This is a genomic window from Mesorhizobium sp. f-mel, from assembly GCF_053850215.1.
Window position 1 is genome coordinate 30,371 of record NZ_JBSPTO010000020.1, and the last position, 23,854, is coordinate 54,224.

Here is a 23,854-nt window from a genome sequence, read left to right on the forward strand (position 1 = left end):
CACACTTAACTGTGACAACCAGTGGGGTTCAGCGCGTTCCTGGCTCGCGGGCCTTGGCCACTGTGATTCAGCCGGGGGGATTAATCAAGAATTCTGCCTGCGTGCGCCGACTATCACGGCGCGCGACCGCCTATTGCTGAAACGTTAAGCCGGGCTCGACCCGGACAATTCGGGATGGAGCAGCATTATGTACAGATACATTGCTTTTGCAGCACTTTGCATGGCGGCGATGCCCGCGCATGCCGACGAGCTTGGAGCCATGAAGGCTGAAAGCCTCGATCTCGCCGGCTTCCTTGGTGTCGTCTATTATACGCCTCAGGAGGACGGCTATCGGGTGGTCACCACAATCGCGCAGGGCGAGGCTGGCTTGCCCGTGCGTTTCGTGGCGACACTGACCGAGAACCAGATAGTCGCGGTCTCCGTGCCGGGCAAGCTGGGAGAGTCGGACCAGATCATCGAGATATCCCGTGTCGGCGGCAAGCTTGTCGTCAGCCCACAACCGATAGACGGGATCGTTGTTTCTTCTCCGAAGCCCGCCGTCGACTGATGACCGCCGTCGAGTGATCCAAGGTCGAGTGATCCAAGGTCGAGTGATCCGGGGGCATGCGCGTTGCGACGGCGCTGTATGAGCCTGCAACGTGGGCGACAGACGATGTCCCTGTGGCTCGTCCTCCCGTCTGTCGTCATCTTTTCCGTTGGCGCCGGCTCCGCCGCGTCTTCGCAAGCCGAGCTGGCCTCAGGCAAGTTCTACGAAATTGTCGGCGGCAAGGTCGATGCGCGGACTTATAATGGCTTCCGTCGCTACCATGGCAGCTGCAATCACTGCCATGGTCCCGACGGCATGGGCTCGACCTTCGCCTCGGCCCTTGTCGACCGGCTGCCCGGCATCGAGGTCTTCCGGCGCAGCGTTCGCGACGGCGTGCGCAGCGGCCCTTCAGTGATGAAGGGCTTCGCCGACGACCCCAACGTCGCTCCTTACGTCGACGACATCTACGCCTATCTGCAGGCCCGCGCCGACGGTGCGCTTGGCCGAGGCCGGCCTGAGCGGCTTGAACCCTAGATATCGCAGGCTGCCAGCTTCACCAAAGGACAGTGAGACGGTCATCGAGCGCCACATGAGTGCCGAAGGGCGAGCTCTCTCGCTCAAGCACGGCCTCGAGCCAGGCGACATCTTCGGGCGAGGCGCGGTTTAGCCGGAATTTGCGGAGCTCGAACGGCACCAGCTCGAGCGACAGAAGCCTGCCCTCAGGCATCGCGAGCCGCGGCAGGTACATCAGCGCAAGCTCACCGCGAAAGGTCTTGTAGCCTGTGATTCCCTCATAGTCGGTGAGGAAGTCGCCGCATCCAAAAAGGATCAGCCGGCCGTCATGGATTTCGATCGGCTTGGGATGGTGGGAGGAGTGCCCATGCACGACGTCGAAACCTGCAACATCGATGAGAGCATGGGCAAGCGCCCGTTCTTCCGTGGGGACTTCGTAGCCCCAGTTGCCGCCCCAGTGGATCGAGGCCACTGCGAGGTCGCCAGGCTGCTTCATGGCCTCCACGGATCGGGCGATCTGCGCGAGCGAGCGGGCCGAGACATCCGCCAGCAGGTTGACCCCGGGCTTGTAGGCTCCGGCTGCCCATGAAGCTGGAACGCCGCTCGTCTCGAGCGCGAAGCCGAACACGAGCACGCGGCCGCCGCCGGTCAGTTCAATGACGGCAGGCGCCGCCGCTTCATCCGCGTCAAGGCCGGCCCCGGCATAGGCGAGGCCGGCATGCCGGAGCGTATCGAGGGTTTCGACGAGGCCAGGCTCATCCCAGTCGAGCACATGGTTATTGGCGAGCACGCAGCAGCTTACCCGCGCCGCCGCCAGGCAGCCGATGTTTGCGGGGTTCATTTTGTAATTGATCCCCTTGGGCACCAAAGCCAGGCTGGTGGTAATGCTGGTTTCGAGGTTGATGATCCGCGCGTCGGGAGCTTCACGGTCCAGTTCGGCGAGCGCATCGCCCCAGACATACGTGTCGTCGACCTTTCTCGGGATCGGGCCATTGATGCGTTCGGCAAGCTCGACATAGGTCGTCGCCGATCTGACATAGCGCTCGTGCAGATGCGGATCGCCCGGATTGGCGAGGATCTGGTCGATCCCGCGCCCGAGCATGACGTCGCCGCACAGGAACAGCTTTGCGCTGCTTCGGCCGGGCCTTTCAGGTCCTGCGGCGGCATTGTTCGCGATCTGCGGCATCCCAAACCTCCTTCCCCCGCCAACAACCAGTGACGCCAAGGGTTCCAGCCCAATTTGTGCGGATCGGATCGCGCGCCCAGTCGTTAACGCAGGAGAACCGAGTTAACGCAGGAGAACCGATAGCCGAGGCCAGAAATGAAGACACAGCCTTCTCCTTCATCCCGCGCGCCGGACGCTCTCCCAAGCCGCGCAAGACCGGCCTGACCGAGATTCGCGGGCCCTATTACAGCGCCTATGGGCCGCGCCATTTGGCCGACCTCCTGGAAATCATGGGCAACTGGATCGACGGCATCAAATTTGCCGGCGGATCATTCGCCCTGATGCCGCCCGAAGCGGTGAAATCGATCAACAAGCTGGCGCATGATCACGACGCCTATGTTTCGACAGGCGGCTGGATCGAAAATGTCCTCCGCTTCGGCCCGGACGCCGTCGATCGCTACATCGAAGAAGCCAAGTCGCTCGGGTTCGACGTGATCGAAATCTCCACCGGCTTCATCAGCCTGCCCACGGAGGCGCTGCTGCGGCTGGTCGAAACCGTAAAACAGGCCGGGCTCAAGGCCAAGCCGGAGCTCGGAATCCAGTTCGGGGCCGGTGGTGACACGTCGGCCAATGAGCTCGAAGCCGAAGGCACCAGGGATGTCGGCTGGCTGGTCGCACAGGCCCGGCGTGCCCTCGATGCCGGCGCCGATATCATCATGATCGAGAGTGAAGGGATCACCGAAAACGTGACGTCCTGGCGTACCGAAATGGTGGCCCGCATCATCAACGAGCTCGGCCTGGAGAAGGTGATGTTCGAGGCCGCTGACCCGGCGGTCTTCGAATGGTACATCAAAAATTACGGCAACGAGATCAATCTGTTCGTCGACCACAGCCAGATCGTGCAGCTCGAAGCGCTACGCTCCGGCATCTGGGGAACCATGAGCACCTGGGGGCGGATTCAGAATATTGGGTGAGAGGGCTGAGCGGCCTCGTTCCAGCTTGGGTTCCTCGCCCCACGAAAGTGGGGAGAGGTGGCTCGGCGAAGCCGAGACGGAGAGGGGACTGCGCCTTACGAAAGCCCTCTCTCCGGCCGCTTCGCGGCCACCTCTCCCCCACCTTTCGGTGGGGGCGGGGAACCCAGGTCGTGCCCTCAGCCCCACTTCATCTCGCCGGTGGCGACCTTGGAGCCGATGTCGAGCGCAACGCCCATGCCGAGGCCGGGGAAGCGGGCCTCCATGGCGCCCTTGAGCGCGGCCGCGTCCTTGGCCTTGGCCAGCTCTTCCTCGAACGCGATGAGATAGGATTTGGTGTGCTCGACGCCCGAAAGGTCGGTGGCGGCCTGCGGCGTCATGTGGCCAGGCACGACGATTTCAGGGTTGGCGGCAACAATCTTTTCGAGATTGGCGAGCCAGGCGGCGCGCTGTTCCTTGCTCGACGTGTCGGCGGTCCAGACATGCACGCCCGCAAAAATCATCACCCCGCCGAACACCGCATTCAGCGACGGCACCGAGAGATAGCGCCGGTTGGCAAGGCCTTCCGCGTCGACGATCTCGATGGTCTCGCTATCGACGGTGAGCGCCTTGCCGTCGAAGACTTCGGGGATGACGACATCGGCGAGCGCCTGCGGGCCGTTCTCCTTGAGCTGCGGCCCCCAGACGGCGATTTTCTTGTCGACGCTGCCATTGATGGCGGCCACCGTCTCGGCAGCGGCTATCACCCGTGCCTGCGGAAAAACCTCCTTGATGGCCTTGAGGCCGAAATAATAGTCCGGGTCGGACTGGCTGACATAGATGGTGGTGAGCGTCTTGCCGGTCGCCTTGATCGCCTCGGCCACGGCGCGGCCGTCGGAATAGGTGAAACCGCCGTCGATCAGCAGCGCCTCGGAGGCGCCGGTGATCAGCACGGGGGCGCGAAAGAAGCCGTTTTCGCCGGCCGGAAAATGCTTCCAGGAAAGCCCTGCGGCGGCATGGCCAAGCCCGGCGGGAGCGAAGACGGCGGCGGCGCCGGCGGCGAGGGTGGTTTTCATGATGGCTCTCCGTGTGAACATGGATGTCTCCTGGGAGATGCGGAATTCGGGCGAGGCGGGCGCATCTCCCCCACGCAGCCTCGATGTCCGGAAGATGGCAAAGCCGGAATGCGTATTGAAGGCCAACAAAATAGACGTAATGTATGCCATTGCCTGACAATAGGATCGCCCCTGCCATGAACCACGCATGAACCTGAACCGGCTGGCCTATTTCGCCGCGGTGGTCGACGCCGGCTCCTTCACCCGAGCTGCCGAGCGGCTGGGCATCACCAAGGCGGTCGTCAGCCAGCAGGTGGCGCGACTGGAGCGCGATGTCGGAACGACGCTGCTGATCCGCACGACGCGGCGCGTCCATCCGACCGAGGCCGGCCGGACATTCCATGCCCGCTGCCTAAACGTCCTGCAGCAGGCCGAGGATGCCTTCGACGAGCTCGCGCAGGCGGCCGCCGAGCCGACCGGCACGCTCAGGATCGCGGCGCCCAACGACTACGGCACGTCGGCGGTGGTGCCGGTGGTCGCCGCCTTCAGCGCGCGCCATCCCGCCTGTCGGGTGGAACTGACGCTGGGCGACGAGACCATCGACCTGGCGTCCGGTGGGATGGACGTGGCGATCCGCGTCGGCTGGCTGGCCGATTCCAGCCTGCAGGCGCGGCGGATCGGCACATTTGGGCAATTCATGGTGTGCGGCGCCGAGTTCGCAGGGAGCTTTAAGGCCGGCGAACCGCAAGACTTGGCCGGGCTGCCCTTCGTCGCCAACATGGCGCTGCGCGAACCGCTGCTATGGCAATTTTCGCGCGGCGACGCCGTGCAAACCGTGCCCATGCAGGCAACGATCGCAATCGAGGCGACGCCGGCAGTGCTGGCGGCCGTCCGCGCCGGCGCCGGCCTGTCGGTGCTGCCGGATTTTTTGGTGCGGAATGAACTGGCCGCAGGGCGGCTCGTCCACATCCTGCCCGAGTGGCGGCTGCCCTCCGGAGGCATCTACACAGTCTACCCCGCCGCGCGTTTTCGGCCGCCCAAGGTGACGAGGTTTGTCGAGATGCTGGTCGCGGCCGAGCAGGAGATGGGGCCCGTCGGGCAGGGGCGAGGAGGCTGAAGCTGCCGATCTCCCCCCTTGAGGGGGAGATGGCCGGCAGGCCAGAGGGGGTCGTCTAGCGTAATGCGCCAACCTCCACTGTCGCAAGAGAGGAGGCCGGGCCCGGTCGAACCGACCCCCCTCTACCCTGCCCGGCATCAACCCCTCAAGGGGGGAGATTGGCCGTCATCCGCGCCTTCGCCGATCACCAGTGTTGCAGGATGAGCGCCAAGACCCGAACAGCCGATCTCCCCCCAAGTGGGGGAGATGGCCGGCAGGCCAGAGGGGGGCGCTGTCCCGCCAACCACTTCGAAGCGCTCAACCGCCAAACCAATCCGCCAACCCTAGGCGCTTCGCCTGAAAGGAAACGTCATCGCCTGAAGATGTGAATCGCGCCTCCGGCGTCGTCGGATACGAGCACGGAACCGTCCGGCGCTTCCTTGACATCCACGGGCCGACCGACGCCTCTGAGGAAAGTCGTCGCCGAGACGGGCCGGCCGCCCTTGAAGCGCACGCGCACGACCTGACGTCCGACTGGAACTGACCTGTTCCAACTGCCGTGCTCGGCGACTAGAGCGTCGCCGCCGAGGCTGCGGAAGAAATGGATTCCGAGGGTTGCGACATGCGCTTGAAATTCGAAGACGGGCGGAATCTGCTGCGCGGGCGGCCGTGCGTCCCGGAACCCTTTAAGCCGAATTCGGCCTCCGAAGTAGGGAAAGCCATAAAAGCCGCCCGGCCGAAGCGCGTTCAGCTCATCCGGCGGGATATCGTCGCCCATTCGGTCGGCGCCGTTGTCAGTGAAGAACATGGTGCCGCCGCGCCAGTCGAAGCCGACCGAATTGCGAACGCCCCAGGCGACGCGTCGAAGATCGGACCCGTCCTGGTTCATGCTGACGATCGTGCTTTGCAGTCCACGCGGCAAACAAATGTTGCAAGGCGATCCGAACGAGACATAGAGCCGGGAATCGGGGCCGACGGCAATATAGCGAAGACTGTGGGCTCCCGAATTCGGCAGCCCTCGGCGAATGTCGCGCCTGCCGCTCAGAGCGCCCCCCGGCCCGATGTCGAACGCGGTCACGCGGTCGCTCGAAGCTACGAACAAACGACCGCGTGAGCATGCGACTCCATTCGGAGCGGAGAATCCGGAGGCGACCCGCCGGGCGCGGCCGCCGGACACCGGCACCGCGTAGACCGAAGAACGTTTGGTTCCGACGAACAGTACGTTGCCGCAGACCGCCATTTCGCGCGCGGCGGGAACGCGGGCGAGAACCTCAGCCCGCGCGGGTCCGGGGGCGAGAGCCACGCCAGAGGCGGCCGCCGCGACCGAGATGAGAGCGAGAAGCCCAATTCTAGCGGAAAGGAACCCGGCCTTAGGGGAAAAAACGTCCATCGGCGCCCTCCGAATACAAGCTGACTTTGCTGGAGGGAATTGGGGCGGCTTGTTCTCGTTTCAAGCCGGAGCCCAGGCCTCGTTGCGGCTGAGCAGCAGATGGGGTGAAACGGGGAGGGGCGAGGAGCGGTAAAGCGTATTACGACCTCGCTATTACCGGCGCATACTCAAGCGCAACCACGCCGTTGCTGAATGGCGTGGCCGAAATGAGCTCGAGCGGCACTGGCTCGCCGGGCGGGAACAGCTTCTTGCCCTGGCCGCCGGCGCCGGGATAGCTGAGTAGCCTGACGCGGTCGACCAGACCGTGGCGCAGCAATTCCTGTCCCACGCTGAGGCTGCCGTGCACATAGATGTTGCCGCCGCGGCTTTGCTTCAGGTCTCTGACTGCATCCGGCAGTTCGCCCTTCAGCAGCTCGGCCGGTTTCCAGTCGAGCGCCTTCAGGCTGGTCGAGGCGACATATTTCGGCAGCGCGTTGAACCGCTCGGCGAAGTCTCCAGTTTCCTTGGGCCAAGAGCCGGCAAAAATCTCATAGGTCGTGCGCCCCAGAAGCATGGCGCCGCTGTCGGCAAGCTCGTCTTCCTTGAACCTTTGCATTTCATCGTTCCAGGCCACGCCGGGCAGCTTCTCGACCTCGGCGATGCCATCGACGCTGATGAATTCGGTGACGATAAGTTTTCGCATGGCGCTCTCCTTTTGGCGGAGGACGGACGGCGCGGGGCTTCTACGACACGCTCCGTGAAAATAGCGCGGTCGCTTTGAACGGCCTTTCCCTATCAAAGGACCGATACCATGGGGAAAAGCTTCTCCGACCTGGACTAAGTTCCCAAGATCGGATTGGTGTTACATCTGAGGCAGATATTCCCAAAGAACGCATTGCAGGAAGATCATGGGATTCGGGTCTTCATTCATCGATCAGATTCGAGATACAACGACCGCCCCGAAGAGCAATATCAATTTCCCAGCCAGTATCTGCGTCGTGTCGAGGCATGCGTCGGCGACTGGATCATTTACTACGAGCCCAGCAAGGTAAGCGAGACGCGTGGATATTTCGCCATGGCCAAAGTCCAGGAAGTTATTCCCGATCCCGTGACGCCCGAAATGTACCTCGCTCTGATTGAGCCTGGAAGCTACCTCGAATTTTTCAACCCAGTTTCATTTAACGGAACCGATGGTCTTGTTGAGCGAGGCTTGCTCAACGACCAAGGACGGATTTCCGGTCGTGCCCAATCGGCCGTCCGCCCAATCAGTCCAGCCGATTTCAACCGCATTATCGATCTGGGCCAGGACACGAATGAGTTGTTGCTGCCGCGCGTTGATGAGGCCGGCACCGGCTTCCACGATGAGCAGGCGCCATTCGAATTCGAGCAGAGCCGTGATCGCGTAAACTACATCGGATCGCGAATTGTGCGGGACCGCATTTTCCGTCGCATCGTCTTGCGCGCCTATGATGAGCGGTGCGCGATCACGGGACTGAAGTTGATAAATGGCGGCGGCCGAGCAGAGGTTTCTGCCGCCCAAATTCGACCGGTCGAAGCGAACGGGCCTGATGTCATCAACAATGGGATCGCACTGTCAGGCACGGCGCATTGGATGTTCGATCGCGGGTTGATCAGCCTATCCGACGATTTGGAAATCCTGATCTCGCGACAGGTCAACGACCTCGACAGCGTTCAGGCATTCATCAACAAGAATCGCCGCGCACTTCCGCCGGGCCGACAGTTTGAACGCCCGCATCCTCGGTTTTTGCAATGGCACCGCGACCACTGCTTCAAGCAGTGAAGCACCGCCGGCGTGGCAGCGTGTTGGTAGGTGAGTGAAACGGCCGCTTTGACCCTAAGCCGCCCGTCGTTCGGTCATGCCACAAGGTCCGCATCGGGTGGGGCCCGGTCTTTTTTGCCTGTCCCCGATTGGATCTGGTTCGTAGTTGCGGGCTGGCTACAGGTCGGCAATACCGGCTTTCAGCAGCCCTTCGCGGACGTGCTGCACATCAGACTCCTGGGCGAAGTGCAGGGTGGCGATAAATGAATCGAGGTCGAATTGCGGATCGAGCGTTCTGATCTTGGCTAGATGCGCCGCGGCCGCGATTTCGTCGCCGAGCCAGCCGTAGCAGGCAGCGGCGAAAGCGTGCTGAACCGAGTCCATGGTTGACAGATGCATGAAAGCTTCGATCGCCTCGCCATACTGGCGCGCGGCGAAATGCGCCTTTCCCAGATGGCTCCAGAACCTCTCCGGGTGGTGCGGGTTCAACTGCATTGCCTTGCGAATCCATTCGATTCCCTCTTCCGGCCTCCCCAGCCACGTCAATAACTCGCCTTGCTGCACCACCACGAGGTCGTAATTGGGATTGAGGGCGAGGGCGCGCTCTTGATGGTAGCGCGCTGTGGTCAGCTCATTGTTGTTCACGTTCACTGCGGCGAGGATGCGGTGGACATCGGCATCGTTGTCGTCCAGCGCCAGCGCCCTGTCCAGCGCTGCCATGATGTCGTTCCAGACGCCATCCCTGTCTTCGCACCAGTTATGGACCCAGGCCTGGCCAAGGATGCAGGCCCGCCAGGAATGGGCGTGAGCATAATCGGGGTCGAGCGCGACGGCCCTGCCTATCAAGGTTTGCGCGCGTTCATTATCCGCAATCGTGCTTCGGTGATGCAGCACCTTGGCAGCAAGCACACATTCATAGGCGGCCATGTTTGCAGGTTTCGCCCGCGCGAGCTGGTCCCGCTGAGCCGCCTCGACACGACCGGGCAGCGTGGCTGCGATCGCCGAGGTCACCTCATCCTGAATCGCGAATATGTCGTCCAGCTTCCGGTCATACTTGTCTGCCCAGATATGAGCGTCATTCGCCGTGTCGATGAGCTGAACTGTCACGCGCACCCTGTTGCCGATCTTGCGGACGCTTCCCTCCACCAGGTATTGGACGTCGAGTTTCTCGGCCACTTCGCGCACATTCACGGCGCGGTTCTTGTAGACGAAGCTGGAATTGCGCGAAATGACGAACAGCTCATGGTGGCGGGACAATTCGGTGATGATGTCCTCGGTCAGTCCGTCCGCGAAAAATTCCTGCTCGGGGTCGCCGCTCATGTTGTTGAATGGCAGCACCACTATCGAAGGTTTCGAAATGGATCGCTTTGCCTCGACTTCCGGCAGGACAGAACTGTCAAACCCAATGCGATAGAGGCGAACCGGGCGGCTGATGTTCTTTAACGTCTTCTCGCCCAGGTCCTCCATGGCAATTTCGAGACGGTCGGCAATTTGGGTCGCCACCGCTGCTGTCACGCAGATACCGCCGACGTCGGCGAGTTGCTCGATGCGCGAGGCAATATTGACGCCGTCGCCGAAAATGTCCTCATCTTCGAAAATGATGTCGCCGAGATTTATGCCGATCCTGAATTCGATACGCCGTTCTTGCGGCACATCCGAATTGCGCCGTTTCATGCGCTGTTGGATTTCCACGGCGCATTTCACGGCATCGGTCACGCTCTGGAACTCAACGAGCATGCCGTCTCCGGTGGTCTTGATGATCCGGCCCTTGTTCTTCGCGATGGCCGGATCGACCAGTTCTATGCGATGGGTCCGAAGGCGTGCGAGCGTGCCGGATTCGTCGGCCTCCATTAGCCGACTGTAGCCCGCCATATCGGCAGCCAGAATTGCGGCCAGTCTCTGTTCCATCGCTTGTACCAAAAACCAAGCCTATCCCTCCTGGGCTGCCAAATCCAGCAATTTGGGCTTGCGGCTAAATCAAGAAGTCTTCCTACCGCAGCAGCAAGCAAGGGCGGATCAGAACCTTCCGCCTTTCGCCAGGTGGCTGCGAACTCGATCGCATCAATGGCGGGAGGGATCCGCGCGGCGTGAGACCGGAAACGTCCGATATGAACACGAGTTGGACCATAGTGGCTGCACTTGCTGACGTCTGCAAATGGGCGCAGGGCGGTCGTTGATCACAGCACCTGGCAAAGAAATCTGAAACACGCCCAAAACCAAATCTATCCCACTTGCCATCGCCTATACCTTCCCCTAATCTCCCTCTGAGAAAACCTTTTCCCAAAGCGCGCCTAACCCGCTGACCTCACCAATCAGCGTCTCGCAGGACGATAAGAGAAAACCTTTTTCCAACCAAGGGATTCGCCGCGCACATCATGGCTTCCGACGCCCAGCCAGTCTTCACCAAGCCCGTCACGCTCCGAGAGGTAGCCGCCCTTGCCGGCGTCAGCGTCGCCACGGCCTCAAAGGCGCTGAACGGGCAGGGGCGGATGACGGCCGAGACGCGCGAGCGCATCCGCGAGACGGCGCAGCGGCTCGGCTTTCGCCCGAACAGCCTGGCGCAGAGCCTGTTGCGGCGGCGCTCCTTCACCGTCGGGCTGCTCACTAACGATACCTATGGCCGCTTCTCGCTGCCGGTCATGTCGGGCATTTCGGATGCGCTGGTCGACAAGGGCGTCTCGGTGTTTCTCTGCAACGTCGAGGACGACAAGCGCCTCGGCCAGCTTCATGTCGATGCCATGCTCGACAAGCGCGTCGACGGCATCATCGCCACCGGCAAGCGCATCGACCGCCATCTGCCGGTCGACCTGTCCAATCTCGGCGTTCCCACGATCTATGCTTTCACCCAGCCCGATCCTGGCGCAATCGCCTTTGTGTCTGACGACGCCGGCGGCGCGCGCCTGGCGGTCGAGCACTTTTGCCGGCTCGGGCGGCGCCGCATCGCCCATGTCACCGGGCCGGCGAGTTTTGCGGTGGTGCACGCGCGGGCACAGGCCTATCGTGACGTGCTGACCGAGAAAGGCTTGCCGGTCATGGAACCATTGCTCGGATCGTGGTCGGAGGCCTGGGGCCACGAGGCGGTGAAGAAGCTCTTCGACGGCCGACTCTTCAAGGGAAATGGCGAAAAGCCCGATGCCATCTTTTGCGGCAACGACCAGATCGCGCGCGGCGTCATCGACGCACTGCGCGAGCGCGGGCTTGGCGTGCCGGACGATGTCGGCGTCATCGGTTTCGACAACTGGCAGATCGTGGCCGAGGCAACCCGCCCGCCGCTGACCTCCGTCGACATGAACCTGGCGGCACTCGGGCGCGAGGCCGGCCTCACCTTGCTTTCGCTCGTCGGCGGCGAACCCGCCGAGCCGGGCATCCGAAAACTGCCGTGCCGGCTGGTGGTGCGTCAGTCATGCGGCCGTCCGCCGGACGGCTGAACGAATGCATGTCGCCCAAAAGTGCATAGCGGTTTTGGGATAACGGCATGCATGAAACTAAAGGCAGCCGTGCCGATAGTCACCCGCTTGGGAGCGCGGTTGCAGGAAACAAAACCATGAGGAGGAGAACATGAGGACCATCATTACCGGGCTCGCCTTTGCCGCGAGCATTTTTTCCACGCTGGCAGCAGTCGCGCCGGCCGCCGCCGAGACCGCCAACATCTGGGTTCGCGCCGACGGCTCGAACTTCATGCCGCGCATCGTCGACGCCTTCAACAAGGGGCATGAGAACCAGATCAAGCTGGACATCATCCCCAATGCCGAGATCATCCCGAAATACGGCGCGGCCGCCGCCGGCGGCACAGCACCCGATGCGCTGTCGCTCGACCTGATCTACACGCCGTCCTTCGCTGCCGCCGGCCAGTTGGAAGACATCACCGACTGGGCGAAATCCCTGCCTTATTTCGCCAGCCTGTCGCCGGCGCATGTCAAGACCGGCACCTACAAGGGCCGCATCTACGGGCTGCCGTTCTCCGCCGATAGTTCGGTGCTGATCTGGAACAAGAAGCTGTTCAAGCAGGCCGGTCTCGACCCTGAAAAAGGCCCGACCAACTGGGCCGAGATCGAAGCCTATGCCGAAAAGGTCAACGCGCTTGGCGGCGACACCAAGGGGTTCTATTTCTCCGGCAATTGCGGCGGCTGCAACATCTTCACCTTCACGCCACTGATCTGGGCCTCGGGCGGCGACATCCTCACCGAGGACGGCTCGAAGGCGACGCTCGACAGCCCGCAGCTGCGCGGCGCCATCGACCTCTACCGCTCGATGGTCAAGAAGGACCTGGTGCCGGCAGGCGCGCAGACCGACACCGGCTCCAACTTCTTTGCTGCGTTTGCCGCCGGCAATATCGGCATCTCGCCGTCCGGCGCCTTCGCCATCGGCGCGCTGAACACCCAGTATCCCGATATCGACTACGGCGTCACTTTCCTGCCTGGCAAGGATGGCGGCTGGTCGTCGTTCGCCGGCGGCGACAATTTCGTCGTCACCAAGGGCACCACCAAGATCGCGGTGGTGAAGGAGTTCCTCGATTTCGCCTATTCGCTCGAAGGCCAGACCATACTGGCGAAATATGGCAGCCTTCCCGTGCGCGGCGACATCGCCAATGAGGCGCTGAAAGATCTCGATCCGCGCTACAAGGTCGCCGCAGAGGCCATGGCCAAGGGCCGCACGCCCTATTCGGTGGTGTTCAACGACCTGATCAACTCCGCCAACGGTCCGTGGAACCAGATGGTCAACGAGGTCTTCTTCGGCGAAGACGTCGATGGCGCCATCGCCAATGCGCAGGAAACCATGCAGTCGATCATCGACTCGGCGCCGCAACAGTAGGCGCCGTTACCTCCCCCTCGAGGGGAGGTCGGACCGCAGGTCCGGGTAGGGTCGTCTCGGCAGTGCTCGACGTTTTTTTGCGTCGGCGCGCGTCGGAGGCGACCCCACCCCCGGCCTTCGGCCGGACACCCCCCTCAAGGGGGAGGGGGACGTAGCGCTAACGGAAGTACAGGCATGACCTCCATCGCAGCAATTTCCACCCCAGCGCGTCGCCGCAAACTGGTCGGCGCCGGCCGCCGGCAGTGGATCGGCCTGCTCTATGTCGCGCCGGCCGTCGCCCTTGTCGTCGTCTTCTTCATCATCCCGCTTTGCATGACGGCGTGGATGTCGCTGCACAACTGGCCGCTGATGGGCGCGCACTCGTTCATTGGCCTCGACAATTACTGGGCGATCCTGCGCGACACTAGGTTCTGGAACGCACTCAAATTCACCGGCTACTACACGGTGGTGGTGACGATCGCGATCTTCGCCGTCGCCTTTCCGCTGGCGCTTTTCATCGAAAGGCCGCGGCCGCTGACCGGCTTCTACCGGACGTCCTTCTTCATGCCGGCGGTCATCGGCTTCGCCTCGGCCAGCCTGCTCTGGTCTTGGCTTCTCAATGTCGATTCCGGCCTGTTCAGCCCGGCCGCCTTCGAACTCGGCCTGACCGAGAAGAAGGTCAATCTGCTGGCGACGTTCCAGCCGGCCTTCTGGTCGATTATCGCCATGGTCGTCTGGAAGGTGGCGGGCTTCACCATGATCATCCTGATGACCGGCCTGCAATCCATCCCGCCGGATCTGCAGGAGGCGGCGATGATCGACGGGGCAGGGCCGCTGGCGCGGTTTCGCGCCATCACTCTGCCGTTGATGCGCCGCACCCTGGCGCTGGCGCTGATCCTGTCGGTTGCCGGCTCGGTGCTCGCCTTCGACCAGTTCTACATCATCCTGCGCGGCGGGCCGCGCAACCAGACGCTGACTGCCGTCTACTGGATTTTCAACCAGTCATTCGTGTCGTTCAAGCTCGGCTACGGCGCCGCATTGTCGATGATCCTGCTGATCATCCTGGTCGCGCTCAGCCTGATCCAGCTGCGGCTGCTGCGCCAACCGGAGGGCGTTGACTGATGGCGCAGGCAAGGAGCCGCAGAACCCGCATCGGCATGCAGATCGCCGAGCACTCGACGGGCATCATCGCCTCATTGCTGTTCCTGGCGCCGATCGTCTGGACCGTGCTTTCGGCGTTCAAGCCGGCGCAGGAGTCGCGTCAGCCGCCGCTGCCGCCCTGGCCGACGACGGGTTTTTCGGTCGAGAATTACGCCACGCTCAACACTTTCGGCGATGGCCTCTGGCTGCCGGCGCAAAACAGCATCTATGTCTCTGTCATGACGGTGGTGCTGTCGGTGATCGTCAGCGTGCTGGCCGGCTACGGTTTCTCGCGCTTCCGCTTTCCGCTGAAGAACCTGCTCTTCGTCGTTATCCTGTCGACGATCATGATCCCGTTCCAGTCGATCCTGACGCCGATCTTCCTGGTGCTGACCAAGATCGGCCTGCACAATACGCTGACCGGGCTGGTCTGCGTCTATGTCACGCTGCAGCTGCCGTTCTCGATCTTCATGATGCGCAACGCCTTCGACGCGGTGCCGCGCGAGATCGAGGAAGCCGCCCGCATGGACGGCGCCAACAATGTCACCATGCTGCTGAGGGTGATGCTGCCGCTGGTCTGGCCGGGCATCGTCACCATCGCGCTGTTCGCATTCCTCGGCGCCTGGAACGAATTCCTGGCGGCGCTGGTGCTGATGACGGACCAGTCCAAATTCACGCTGCCGATCATGATGACTGCGCTGCAGTCCGGCCGCTTCGGCGCCATCGACTGGGGCGCGGTGCAGGCCGGCGTCACCGTGATGATGGTGCCATGCCTGGTGCTCTTCCTGTTGCTACAGCGCTTCTACATCCGCGGCCTCATGGCAGGGGCCGTGAAGTGACCAATCGAATCGAACCGGAGTAAATTGATGACCGCATCGCAATCCGTCAGTCAGGGCACTACGCCGGGCCAAACCGGCAAGTTGGGCAAGCCAAGACTCGCCTTCCGTCCGCTGCCCGTGCCGCAGGTCGATGTGCGCGGCTTCTGGGGCGACCGTGTCGATGCCGTCGCGACCAGGACCGCCGATATCCTCTATGACCGCTGCGTCGAGGCGCGCATGCTGGAGCAGATCGACCCGGACCGGCCATCGCCGGGCGTCGTCATTCCGTTCCACTCACCCTCGCCGGACGAGGCAGCCACCGCCGGCAACGAGTTCACGGGATCTACGGTGACGACCCAGATGTTCTGGGACAGCGATTGGGGCAAGACCATCGAGACCGCGGCCTACTCGCTCTATCGCCGCCGCAATGACGAGCTGGAGCAGAAGATCGACGCCGTCATCGACATGTACGGCAAGCTGCAGCAGCCCGACGGTTATCTGTCGAGCTGGTACCAGCGCATCCAGCCCGGCTTGCGCTGGACCAACCTGCGCGATTGCCACGAGCTTTATTGCGCCGGCCACCTGATCGAAGGTGCGGTCGCGTATTACCAGGCGACGGGAAAGCGCAAGCTGCTCGACATCATGTGCCGCTATGTCGACCATATCGCCGAGACGTTCGGTCCCGAGCCCGGCAAGAAGAAGGGTTATTGCGGCCACGAGGAGATCGAGCTGGCGCTGGTTAAGCTCGCGCGGATCACAGGCCAGCAGAAATACATGGACCTCGCAAAATACTTCATCGACCAGCGCGGGCAGCAGCCGCATTATTTCGACGAGGAGGCGCGTGCCCGCAGCGTGGACCCCAGAGCGTATCATTTCAAGACCTACGAATACAGCCAGTCGCACAAGCCGGTGCGCGATCAGGACAAGGTCGTCGGCCACGCGGTCAGGGCGATGTATCTCTATTCGGGCATGGCCGATATCGCCACCGAATATGGCGACGACACGCTGCGGGTGGCGCTCGACCGGCTGTGGGACGATCTCACGACCAAGAACCTCTACGTCACCGGTGGCATTGGACCGTCGTCGCACAATGAGGGTTTTACCGCCGACTACGACCTGCCCAATGACACCGCCTATGCCGAGACCTGCGCTTCGGTCGGATTGGTGTTCTGGGCAAGCCGCATGCTCGGCATGGGTCCGAATGCCCGCTACGCCGACATGATGGAGCGAGCTCTCTACAACGGCTCGATCTCGGGCCTGTCGCTCGACGGCTCGCTGTTCTTCTATGAAAATCCGCTGGAAAGCCGGGGGGAGCACAACCGCTGGAAATGGCATCGCTGCCCGTGCTGTCCGCCCAATATCGGGCGCATGGTGGCTTCGATCGGCAGCTATTTCTACAGTCTGTCGGACGATGCACTCGCCGTCCATCTCTATGGAAACAGCACGGCTCGTTTCGATATCGCGGGGACGCAAATAGAGCTGACCCAGGCCAGCAATTATCCGTGGGACGGGGCAGTTTCGATCACGATCGAGCCCGAGGCGCCGACCGAGTTTACCTTGCACCTGCGCCTGCCAGCCTGGTGCCGCAAGGCGGCGCTCAAGGTGAACGGGGAGGCAGTCGATCTGGGTAGCGTAACCAACGACGGCTATGCCGCGATCCGGCGCGAGTGGCGCAAGGGTGACCAGGTCGAGCTCGACCTCGAAATGGCCGTCGACCGGCTCTACGCCAATCCGGAGGTCCGGCAGGATATCGGCCGCGTCGCGCTTGCCCGCGGTCCGCTGATCTATTGCGTCGAGGAGACCGACAATGCCGGCCAGCTGCACCGCATCGCCTTGCCACGGACGGCAAACATCGAGGCGCGTGAGGAGCCGAACCTGTTGGGCGGCGTCGTAACGCTCTCGGCAGTTGCCGAGAAAGAGGCCTTTGAAAACTGGAAAGACGGGCTCTACCGCACCGAACCACCGGCGGTGGAGGAGACGAAAGTCACCGCCGTTCCCTATTTTGCGTGGGACAACCGCGATCCCGGCGAGATGCTCGTCTGGCTGAGAGACTCGTGATCCGGGGACGAAGATGATGCCGCCGACGAAAGGGATGTCTTGAATTTGCCCCGGCGGCGCTAGGTTTAGAGGGGAGAGTGGCGCCAGCCACTCGAATGGGTGGAGGCAGAGTTGGCGCTCGAAGATGTCGCGCGTGCGAGCGCTGGCGCTCGCGCCATGGTCCTGACCGTCGCAGCGGTGCCGTTGCTGTTCGTGATCAGCGGACTGGCCATTCGCTATGCAGCATTTGTTTCTGTGTCGGAGGAACCAGGTTTCGCGGCTTATGCCCGCGCTCTCTGCCGCTGGGATTGCGCCTGGTATATTGACATCAGCGAACAAAGTTACGAGCGCTTTCCCATTCCTGACCACAGCAATGTCGGTCGCTGGGGCTTCTTCCCGCTCTACCCGATGCTGGTGGCGACGATTCGGGTTATCTTCCCTTTCCAGACGATACTGGTCGCCACCATCACCTCCATTGTCTGCAGCTACGCCGCCTGTCTGGTGGCATGGCCGCTGCTCGAGAAGAACATGCGGGCCTATGTGCTGTATTGCGCTTTTCTGCTGAGCGGCCCGTTCTCCTTTCACTTCACGACCTTCCTGAGCGAACCTCTTTTCGTGCTCCTGACCTCGTGCGTTTTTCTGGCGCTCAAGCGGTCCAGCTATCTCGCCGCGGGTGTTTCATCCGCGCTGCTGTCGGCGACCAGGCTAGTCGGGGTCTTCGTCGTATTTGCGACCGTGATTCAAATGTTCAGGGAGCACCGCGAGCAGGGCGGGTCGACGCTGTCTTTCCCGCGCTGGGTGCTTGGCCGGCCGGATCTGCTGGTCGCTGTCTTCATCTCGCCTGCCGGTTTGTTCGCTTACATCCTGTTCCTGTACCTCACCGTCGGAGACGGCTTTGCATTCTTGCACATCCAGCGCGCCTTCGGACGCGTGGCCGGCAATCCGCTGGTCTTTCTATGGGACGGGCTCTCAGCTGTTCCGACCATCGGATGGCTGCCCACGGCGCCGCAATGGAGCGCGCTGGCCGCGATCACCGGATTGGCGCTGTCAGCCGTTCTGGCGGCTCGCAGGCAATATGGCGCGGCACTCTTCTGCGCGCTCTGCATCATCCTGCCGCTGATCACCAACCTGGCCTCGATGGTCAGATACGTCATTGGGCTTGCGCCTCTGACAATGTTGCTCGCCGTCCTGTTGTCGGCGTCGAGGCTCATTTGGCTCGCAGCTTTGGTTCTCTTCCTCGGCGCCTGTTATTTCACGACGGTGGCGTGGATCGGAGGCTACCTTGCCTTGGTCTGACACTCTGGGGCCTTACAGACGCGCCGCCTCGCTCGGCGGCTACGTGCTCGCGGCGGTTCTGGCCGGGTCCGAGATCGTCATCCTAGCGCTTGCTCTCAATCCGAACGTCAATGCCGATTATCGCGCATATTACATCGATCGGACGACGACCTGCCTCAACCGCGATGCCGTTGGCAGCTACACACTTGGCCAGACGATATCGTTCCGGAATGACGGCGCCAAGCAGGCAGCTGGCATAAAGGTCTGCGGCTGGTCGGGACCCGTCGCCGACGGCACCCATTCCCTGGGCGAAACCTCGCGGCTCCGCGTGAAGATACCGCCGTTGCGCAACGGGCTGACAGCCACACTGCAGATGGCCGCCGTCATTCGTCCTCCACAGATCACACAGAGGGTTGTGATCTCGGTGAACGGTGTTCGGGCGCATGCGGTGACGCTGTCTGGCAAAGAACCCCGAACGGTCTCGTTCGTCATTCCGTCGGCGGCGCTCGGCAAGGCCGATACACTCGAAATTGCCTTCGATTATCTCGACGGCATTCCGCCAACTCCGGCCGCCAGCAACATCTATAAGCGCTCCATCAAGCTGGTGTCGTTCCGGCTGGATGCCATTGAGGTGGATTAGGTAGAGCGGTCGCCTTGCTGGCCGGGTCTACGCTGCGCAAAAACCCATCGGTCCAGCATGAGCAGATTGACCGCTGGAATAAGCAGGCATGTAACCAGAATGGCAATGATGGGCGGCAGGCCGAGTTTCGCGGTCAAAAGCGCCGGCGCCGTGTAAGCCACGGCGAAGCCTGTCGCCGTCAGCAGGAGAAAACGCGCAGCTTCCGATCGGTGCGATCCGCTCGACATGAACGTTACTGACTTATGGGCGAGATACGAGAACACGGCAGCCGCGGCGTAAGCTGCAAGCGATGCTTGGACGGGCGAGAAGCCGATCCATTCCGATTTGACCAAACCGATAGCCAAGGCAGCATACAGGATTGTCGCGGCGATGCCGACCAACCCGAAGCGCGCCAGCAGCTTCAGCCCGATGCGGGCGGTCGAACGGCCCTCAGACATACGCACTGCACGCGTACTGGGCTCCAAGCGGCATGGGCGCGAGCACGCGTTCGAGTCTTCGGGCGAAGGGCCTGGCCGAGGGCAGCAGCAGGAAATGCTCGGATCGGATATCGCTGAAGCCCGTCTCCTGAAAGAGGGACCTTGCTTTGGCCGCGTTGAGCAGGACCGCGTCCTGGTCGAATGGACACCGCAACACCGCAAGACGCGTCAGCAGGTTATAGGGATTGTGTTCGATGATGCAGGCGACGCCGCCCGGCCGCACCACGCGCCGCATCTCCCGGAAGAAATCGAGCCAGGAGACGGGCGGAACATGATGGACGACGCAACTGGCGAAAGCCAGATCGAACGCGCCGTCCTCGTAAGGCAGGCTCGGCGTGGTACAGGCGCGGTAGGTCACACCTGGATTGTCCTGACCGGCGCGCAGGATCGATTCCTCCGAGACGTCGCAGCCATCCAGGCGCTCGAAGACGCCTTTGAGATAAGGGTGGAGCGACCCGACGCCGCAGCCGACATCCAGCGCCCGCACACCGGCACCGCCCTGCCGAAGCCTTCGCTCGACCACGAGACGCCGCAGCAGGTCGGCCTTGGCGATCAGAAAGAAGTCGTGCTTGAGTCCGGAAAACCGGATGGATCCTGCGACCGCCTCGCCATAATTTGATTTATAGCTGTCGAAGAGTTCGGCCATCGGCCGAGGCTCCGTTTCTGGGTTTCCGAAACGATCGACGGCTATCACCCGGGGTGGCAGCGCGCACTGCCGTGTCGAAGCCGGCGACCCGATCGATCACGTAAAGCGGACGGCGTTTGACCTCAGCGTGGATACCGCCGACATAGAGCCCGATCACGCCGGTCATGAAAAGATTGATGCCGCAAAGGAGCGACACGATCACCACAGTGGATGTCCAGCCGGCAATGATGCCGGTTTCAAAAATCCAGGCGAAGATGGCGAAGGTACCGAACACCACCGCAAGCGCGGAGATGGCCAATCCGCCCCACAGCGCCATGCGCAGCGGCTTCTCGGAGAAGCTGACGATGCCGTGAACGGCAAGGTGCATCATCTTCCAGAATGGGTATTTGGTCTGGCCAAGCGTCCGCGCGGGGCGTTCGAAAGGCACCGCCGTCTGCTTAAACCCCATCCAGGCGAACATGCCCCTGACGAAACGATCATGTTCGGGCATTTGCTTGAAGGTTTCCAGAGCCTTGCGTCCGACCAGGCGAAAATCGCCGACGTCGCGCGGGATGTCGACCGACGTCATCTTCTCCAGCAGGCGGTAGAAGAGGCTCGCCGTCAAGCGCTTGAACCAGGATTCGCCCTCACGCTTGACACGGCGGGCATAGACGATCTCGAAGCCTTCCTTCCACTTCGCCACCAGATCGAGAACCACCTCCGGCGGGTCCTGCAGGTCGGCATCCATGACGATGACGGCATCACCCGCAGCCGCGTCCATGCCGGCAGTGATCGCGACCTGGTGGCCGAAATTGCGGGAAAGCTCGATCAGCCGGAAGCGCGGCTCGACGGCGACGACGTTCCGAAGGTATTCGACGCTTCCATCGAGGCTTCCGTCATCGACGAAGATCGCCTCAGCCTCGCCGTCCAACCGGCAGATCAGCGAACTGATCCGCTCGATTAGTCGAGGCAGCACCTGTTCTTCATTGTATATGGGAAGGACCAGCGAGTACCGCGGCGGCGACACGTTCACCGCAGTCCTGATGCTTTGGATCACAGAGTCTCGCATGCGATTGAAAATGGAACGCAAGCTACAAAGTTCCAAGGACACACGAGAAATCGCTAAATTTAGCGGTTTCGGGCAGGTGCCGATCATGAGTGGAAAGGACAAAGGCGTTACCGCAATCGCACGTCCGCATGTGGTCGGAGCACGGCGTCAAAGGGCCATCGGCCAGTCCGAAATCGCTGCGAAGCAGCCTTTGAGACCCGCTCGGATCATGCCGCTTAAAGACGAGTGTCTGCTGGCCGATCTACCCTGCTTGCCACTTCTGCCATTGCACAAGCCACATTGGAACAATAGATGGTGCGGAGCGCCCGCCCGGCGGGAAAACAGGACTATGCACATGACCGATACGCTGGACTCAGCGAAATTGACCGACCGCGTCGCGGCCCTGGTCGAGGCTGCCAAACGGGCCGGCGCCGACGCCGCCGACGCGGTTGCGGTGCGCGGCCGTTCGACCGGCGTGTCGGTGCGGCTTGGCAAGGTCGAGGGCACCGAGGCGTCCGAGAGCGAGGATGTTTCGCTACGCGTCTTCGTCGGCAAGCGGGTGGCGAGCGTCTCGGCAACCGCTGCCTCCGACCCGAAAGCGCTAGCCGAGCGCGCCGTGGCGATGGCGAAAGTCTCGCCGGAAGATCCCTATCAGGGCCTCGCCGATCCGGCCTTGCTGGTCAAGAAGCCGCGCGACCTCGATCTGTTCGATCCAACGGAAGTCTCGGCCGACCAGTTGAAGGAAGCGGCGCTGGCCGCGGAAGCGGCGGCCCTTGCCGTCAAGGGCGTTACCAATTCGGCCGGCAGCGGCGCCAACGCCGGGCTTGGCGGGCTGGTGCTCGCCACCTCGCACGGCTTTGTCGGCCACTACGTCGCGTCGCGCTTTTCGCGCTCGACCAGCGTGATCGCCGGCGAGGGCACCGGCATGGAACGCGACTATGAATTCTCCTCGCGCCAGCATTTCTCCGACCTGGACGCGCCCGAGGACATCGGCCGCAAGGCCGGCGAACGCGCCGCGCGGCGCATCGGCGCGCGCAAGGCGGCGACCGGGCCGGTCGATGTAGTGTTCGACCCGCGCGTCGCCCGCGGCATTGCCGGTCATCTCGCCGGCGCCATCAACGGCGCGTCCGTCGCGCGCAAGACCAGCTTTCTGCGCGACATGATGGGCAAGCAGGTGGCGGCGGCCGCGATCACCGTCACCGACGAGCCGCTCCGGCTCCGCGGCCAGGCGTCGCGTCCGTTCGACGGTGAAGGCATCGAGGGCGAAAAGCTGCTCATGGTTGAGAAGGGCGTTTTGAACCACTGGTTCCTCTCCACCTCGGCCGCGCGGGAATTGGGGCTGACCACCAACGGGCGCGGTTCGCGCAACGGCTCCTCCGTCTCGCCGTCATCAACCAACCTCGCTATCGAGCCGGGCGAGCGGACGCCCGAAGACCTCATCAAGTCGCTCAAATCAGGCTTTTACGTCACCGAAGTGTTCGGCCAGGGCGTCGACATGGTGACTGGCGAGTACAGTCGCGGCGCTTCCGGCTTCTGGATCGAGAATGGCGAGCTCGCCTATCCGGTTGCGGAAGTGACCATCGCCTCGAACCTGAAGTCCATGTTCCTCAACATGGTTCCGGCGAGCGATCTCGATCGCAATTTCGGCACCGCCGCACCAACGCTTCTGATCGAAGGCATGACCCTTGCCGGAGCTTGACCAGGTCACCTCCGCCGGGGCTCGCGAGGATCTGCCACTGCTGCGCGACGCCGCCCGCGAGGCGGGCGCCATCGCCATGCGCTATTTCGGCAACAATCCGCAGGTGTGGATGAAGGGCGGCACCTCGCCGGTGAGCGAGGCCGATCACGCCGCTGACGCCTATCTTCGCGAAACCTTGCTTGCAGCGCGGCCGGACTATGGCTGGCTGTCGGAGGAGACGGCCGACGATCCGGCAAGGCTTGCCGCCCGCCGCACCTTCGTCGTCGATCCGATCGATGGCACGCGCGGCTTCCTCGAAGGCCTTCGCTCCTGGTGCGTCAGCGTCGCGGTGGTCGAGGACGGCCGCACCCTTGCCGGCGTTCTCGAATGTCCCGCCACCGAGGAGACCTATTGGGCGCTGCCCGGTGAGGGGGCGTTCCTGAATGGCCGTCGCATTGCCGTGCGCCGCCCGGCAGCAATGGTCGAAATCGGCGGGCCGAAGCCATTGGTAGGGCTGATGCCGGCGGAATGGCAGGGCCGGCTGAGCCGCGTGCCCTATATTCCCTCGCTCGCATACCGGCTGGCGATGGTCGCCAATGGCAGGCTCGACGCGACCTTCGTCAAACCCAACGCCCATGACTGGGACATCGCCGCGGCGGATCTCATCCTGCGCGAGGCCGGCGGCGCATTGCTCGACCAGAATGGCCGCGCACCGCGCTATGCCGGCGAAGTGATCCACCACGGCGCGCTGGTTGCCGGCAGCGGCGAACTGCTCGCCGTGCTCTCCGGCATCATCGCAGGGCTGAACGGTTGAACATATCATCAATGGTTCCAAAGTCGGCGGCTTTGGTCTAGACCTGTCACAAACTCAC

Annotated in this window: 22 protein-coding genes; 14 read left to right on the forward strand and 8 right to left on the reverse strand. The window is 62.7% G+C overall.

The features are described 5' to 3' along the window. Positions 1–187 precede the first annotated feature (187 nt). A complete protein-coding gene (locus tag ACWUKX_RS21850; RefSeq protein WP_456008912.1) occupies positions 188–547 on the forward strand; it encodes a hypothetical protein in 360 nt (119 codons plus the stop codon). A 105-nt stretch (positions 548–652) separates the two neighbouring features. Further along, positions 653–1,060 carry a c-type cytochrome gene (locus ACWUKX_RS21855; RefSeq protein WP_456008913.1) on the forward strand — a complete coding sequence of 136 codons (408 nt, stop codon included), beginning with the start codon at positions 653–655 and terminating at the stop codon, positions 1,058–1,060. 19 nt (positions 1,061–1,079) lie between these two features. Here ACWUKX_RS21855 and ACWUKX_RS21860 read toward each other — a convergent pair whose 3' ends face one another. Next, positions 1,080–2,225, reverse strand: coding sequence for a CapA family protein (locus ACWUKX_RS21860; protein ID WP_456008915.1), 1,146 nt, complete (start codon positions 2,223–2,225; stop codon positions 1,080–1,082). 56 nt (positions 2,226–2,281) lie between these two features. On the opposite strand from ACWUKX_RS21860, the gene ACWUKX_RS21865 reads away from it, so the two are divergent. After that, positions 2,282–3,178 (forward strand): phosphosulfolactate synthase, encoded by an 897-nt coding sequence (locus ACWUKX_RS21865; RefSeq protein WP_456008916.1) that lies wholly within the window; start codon positions 2,282–2,284, stop codon positions 3,176–3,178. Between the two features lie 176 nt (positions 3,179–3,354). On the opposite strand, the gene ACWUKX_RS21870 is transcribed toward ACWUKX_RS21865, so the two are convergent. Then, complete coding sequence (locus tag ACWUKX_RS21870) at positions 3,355–4,251, reverse strand: MBL fold metallo-hydrolase (protein WP_456008917.1); 897 nt, start codon at positions 4,249–4,251, stop codon at positions 3,355–3,357. A gap of 166 nt (positions 4,252–4,417) precedes the next feature. Between ACWUKX_RS21870 and ACWUKX_RS21875 the strand changes: the two genes are divergently transcribed. Beyond that, positions 4,418–5,326: a LysR family transcriptional regulator gene (locus tag ACWUKX_RS21875; protein WP_456008918.1), complete on the forward strand. Its 909-nt coding sequence runs from the start codon at positions 4,418–4,420 to the stop codon at positions 5,324–5,326. A gap of 349 nt (positions 5,327–5,675) precedes the next feature. On the opposite strand, the gene ACWUKX_RS21880 is transcribed toward ACWUKX_RS21875, so the two are convergent. Next, complete coding sequence (locus ACWUKX_RS21880) at positions 5,676–6,695, reverse strand: PQQ-dependent sugar dehydrogenase (RefSeq protein WP_456008919.1); 1,020 nt, start codon at positions 6,693–6,695, stop codon at positions 5,676–5,678. Positions 6,696–6,834: 139 nt separating this feature from the next. Continuing rightward, a complete protein-coding gene (locus ACWUKX_RS21885; protein WP_456008920.1) occupies positions 6,835–7,377 on the reverse strand; it encodes a dihydrofolate reductase family protein in 543 nt (180 codons plus the stop codon). A 192-nt stretch (positions 7,378–7,569) separates the two neighbouring features. Between ACWUKX_RS21885 and ACWUKX_RS21890 the strand changes: the two genes are divergently transcribed. Continuing rightward, positions 7,570–8,475 (forward strand): HNH endonuclease, encoded by a 906-nt coding sequence (locus tag ACWUKX_RS21890; RefSeq protein WP_456008921.1) that lies wholly within the window; start codon positions 7,570–7,572, stop codon positions 8,473–8,475. Between the two features lie 156 nt (positions 8,476–8,631). Here ACWUKX_RS21890 and ACWUKX_RS21895 read toward each other — a convergent pair whose 3' ends face one another. Further along, positions 8,632–10,362: an adenylate/guanylate cyclase domain-containing protein gene (locus ACWUKX_RS21895; protein WP_456008922.1), complete on the reverse strand. Its 1,731-nt coding sequence runs from the start codon at positions 10,360–10,362 to the stop codon at positions 8,632–8,634. A gap of 467 nt (positions 10,363–10,829) precedes the next feature. On the opposite strand from ACWUKX_RS21895, the gene ACWUKX_RS21900 reads away from it, so the two are divergent. The 7 genes from ACWUKX_RS21900 (at position 10,830) to ACWUKX_RS21930 (ending at position 19,155) form a co-directional block, all read left to right on the forward strand. After that, on the forward strand, positions 10,830–11,882 hold the full coding sequence (locus ACWUKX_RS21900) for a LacI family DNA-binding transcriptional regulator (RefSeq protein WP_456008923.1): 1,053 nt from the start codon (positions 10,830–10,832) through the stop codon (positions 11,880–11,882). Between the two features lie 130 nt (positions 11,883–12,012). Beyond that, entirely contained in the window at positions 12,013–13,266 is a 1,254-nt protein-coding gene (locus ACWUKX_RS21905) for an ABC transporter substrate-binding protein (RefSeq protein WP_456008924.1), read from the forward strand. A 174-nt stretch (positions 13,267–13,440) separates the two neighbouring features. Further along, complete coding sequence (locus ACWUKX_RS21910; protein WP_095521830.1) at positions 13,441–14,367, forward strand: carbohydrate ABC transporter permease; 927 nt, start codon at positions 13,441–13,443, stop codon at positions 14,365–14,367. Then, on the forward strand, positions 14,367–15,224 hold the full coding sequence (locus ACWUKX_RS21915; protein WP_065009682.1) for a carbohydrate ABC transporter permease: 858 nt from the start codon (positions 14,367–14,369) through the stop codon (positions 15,222–15,224). Before ACWUKX_RS21910 ends, ACWUKX_RS21915 begins: the two co-directional genes overlap by 1 nt. A 27-nt stretch (positions 15,225–15,251) precedes the next feature. Next, complete coding sequence (locus ACWUKX_RS21920; RefSeq protein WP_456008925.1) at positions 15,252–17,261, forward strand: glycoside hydrolase family 127 protein; 2,010 nt, start codon at positions 15,252–15,254, stop codon at positions 17,259–17,261. Positions 17,262–17,417: 156 nt separating this feature from the next. Continuing rightward, positions 17,418–18,536, forward strand: coding sequence for a hypothetical protein (locus ACWUKX_RS21925; RefSeq protein ID WP_456008926.1), 1,119 nt, complete (start codon positions 17,418–17,420; stop codon positions 18,534–18,536). Beyond that, on the forward strand, positions 18,523–19,155 hold the full coding sequence (locus tag ACWUKX_RS21930) for a hypothetical protein (protein ID WP_029354110.1): 633 nt from the start codon (positions 18,523–18,525) through the stop codon (positions 19,153–19,155). Before ACWUKX_RS21925 ends, ACWUKX_RS21930 begins: the two co-directional genes overlap by 14 nt. On the opposite strand, the gene ACWUKX_RS21935 is transcribed toward ACWUKX_RS21930, so the two are convergent. From ACWUKX_RS21935 to ACWUKX_RS21945, 3 genes are read right to left on the reverse strand one after another with little or no spacing between them, the layout of a single operon-like run. Further along, entirely contained in the window at positions 19,152–19,535 is a 384-nt protein-coding gene (locus ACWUKX_RS21935) for a GtrA family protein (protein WP_456008927.1), read from the reverse strand. The two genes, ACWUKX_RS21930 and ACWUKX_RS21935, sit on opposite strands and share 4 nt — an antisense overlap. Before the next feature lie 49 nt (positions 19,536–19,584). Then, positions 19,585–20,277: a class I SAM-dependent methyltransferase gene (locus ACWUKX_RS21940; RefSeq protein WP_456008928.1), complete on the reverse strand. Its 693-nt coding sequence runs from the start codon at positions 20,275–20,277 to the stop codon at positions 19,585–19,587. Then, positions 20,252–21,325, reverse strand: a complete 1,074-nt coding sequence (locus tag ACWUKX_RS21945; protein WP_456008986.1) for a glycosyltransferase family 2 protein — start codon at positions 21,323–21,325, stop codon at positions 20,252–20,254. Before ACWUKX_RS21945 ends, ACWUKX_RS21940 begins: the two co-directional genes overlap by 26 nt. A gap of 334 nt (positions 21,326–21,659) precedes the next feature. Here ACWUKX_RS21945 and ACWUKX_RS21950 point away from each other — a divergent pair, with 334 nt between their 5' ends. Both ACWUKX_RS21950 and ACWUKX_RS21955 read left to right on the forward strand, forming a co-directional pair. Further along, positions 21,660–23,003 carry a TldD/PmbA family protein gene (locus ACWUKX_RS21950; RefSeq protein ID WP_456008929.1) on the forward strand — a complete coding sequence of 448 codons (1,344 nt, stop codon included), beginning with the start codon at positions 21,660–21,662 and terminating at the stop codon, positions 23,001–23,003. Next, positions 22,990–23,796 (forward strand): 3'(2'),5'-bisphosphate nucleotidase CysQ, encoded by an 807-nt coding sequence (locus ACWUKX_RS21955; protein ID WP_456008931.1) that lies wholly within the window; start codon positions 22,990–22,992, stop codon positions 23,794–23,796. Before ACWUKX_RS21950 ends, ACWUKX_RS21955 begins: the two co-directional genes overlap by 14 nt. Positions 23,797–23,854: the final 58 nt, after the last annotated feature.

Bases quoted from the DNA above. Each gene is read 5' to 3' on its own strand.
- ACWUKX_RS21910 (WP_095521830.1), top strand. From the start codon at position 13,441: ATGACCTCCATCGCAGCAATTTCCACCCCAGCGCGTCGCCGCAAACTG.
- ACWUKX_RS21850 (WP_456008912.1), top strand. From the start codon at position 188: ATGTACAGATACATTGCTTTTGCAGCACTTTGCATGGCGGCGATGCCC.
- ACWUKX_RS21855 (WP_456008913.1), top strand. From the start codon at position 653: ATGTCCCTGTGGCTCGTCCTCCCGTCTGTCGTCATCTTTTCCGTTGGC.
- ACWUKX_RS21880 (WP_456008919.1), bottom strand. From the start codon at position 6,695: ATGGACGTTTTTTCCCCTAAGGCCGGGTTCCTTTCCGCTAGAATTGGG.
- ACWUKX_RS21945 (WP_456008986.1), bottom strand. From the start codon at position 21,325: ATGCGAGACTCTGTGATCCAAAGCATCAGGACTGCGGTGAACGTGTCG.
- ACWUKX_RS21905 (WP_456008924.1), top strand. From the start codon at position 12,013: ATGAGGACCATCATTACCGGGCTCGCCTTTGCCGCGAGCATTTTTTCC.
- ACWUKX_RS21925 (WP_456008926.1), top strand. From the start codon at position 17,418: ATGGTCCTGACCGTCGCAGCGGTGCCGTTGCTGTTCGTGATCAGCGGA.
- ACWUKX_RS21895 (WP_456008922.1), bottom strand. From the start codon at position 10,362: ATGGAACAGAGACTGGCCGCAATTCTGGCTGCCGATATGGCGGGCTAC.
- ACWUKX_RS21860 (WP_456008915.1), bottom strand. From the start codon at position 2,225: ATGCCGCAGATCGCGAACAATGCCGCCGCAGGACCTGAAAGGCCCGGC.
- ACWUKX_RS21940 (WP_456008928.1), bottom strand. From the start codon at position 20,277: ATGGCCGAACTCTTCGACAGCTATAAATCAAATTATGGCGAGGCGGTC.
- ACWUKX_RS21875 (WP_456008918.1), top strand. From the start codon at position 4,418: ATGAACCTGAACCGGCTGGCCTATTTCGCCGCGGTGGTCGACGCCGGC.
- ACWUKX_RS21870 (WP_456008917.1), bottom strand. From the start codon at position 4,251: ATGTTCACACGGAGAGCCATCATGAAAACCACCCTCGCCGCCGGCGCC.
- ACWUKX_RS21885 (WP_456008920.1), bottom strand. From the start codon at position 7,377: ATGCGAAAACTTATCGTCACCGAATTCATCAGCGTCGATGGCATCGCC.
- ACWUKX_RS21900 (WP_456008923.1), top strand. From the start codon at position 10,830: ATGGCTTCCGACGCCCAGCCAGTCTTCACCAAGCCCGTCACGCTCCGA.
- ACWUKX_RS21950 (WP_456008929.1), top strand. From the start codon at position 21,660: ATGACCGATACGCTGGACTCAGCGAAATTGACCGACCGCGTCGCGGCC.
- ACWUKX_RS21915 (WP_065009682.1), top strand. From the start codon at position 14,367: ATGGCGCAGGCAAGGAGCCGCAGAACCCGCATCGGCATGCAGATCGCC.
- ACWUKX_RS21920 (WP_456008925.1), top strand. From the start codon at position 15,252: ATGACCGCATCGCAATCCGTCAGTCAGGGCACTACGCCGGGCCAAACC.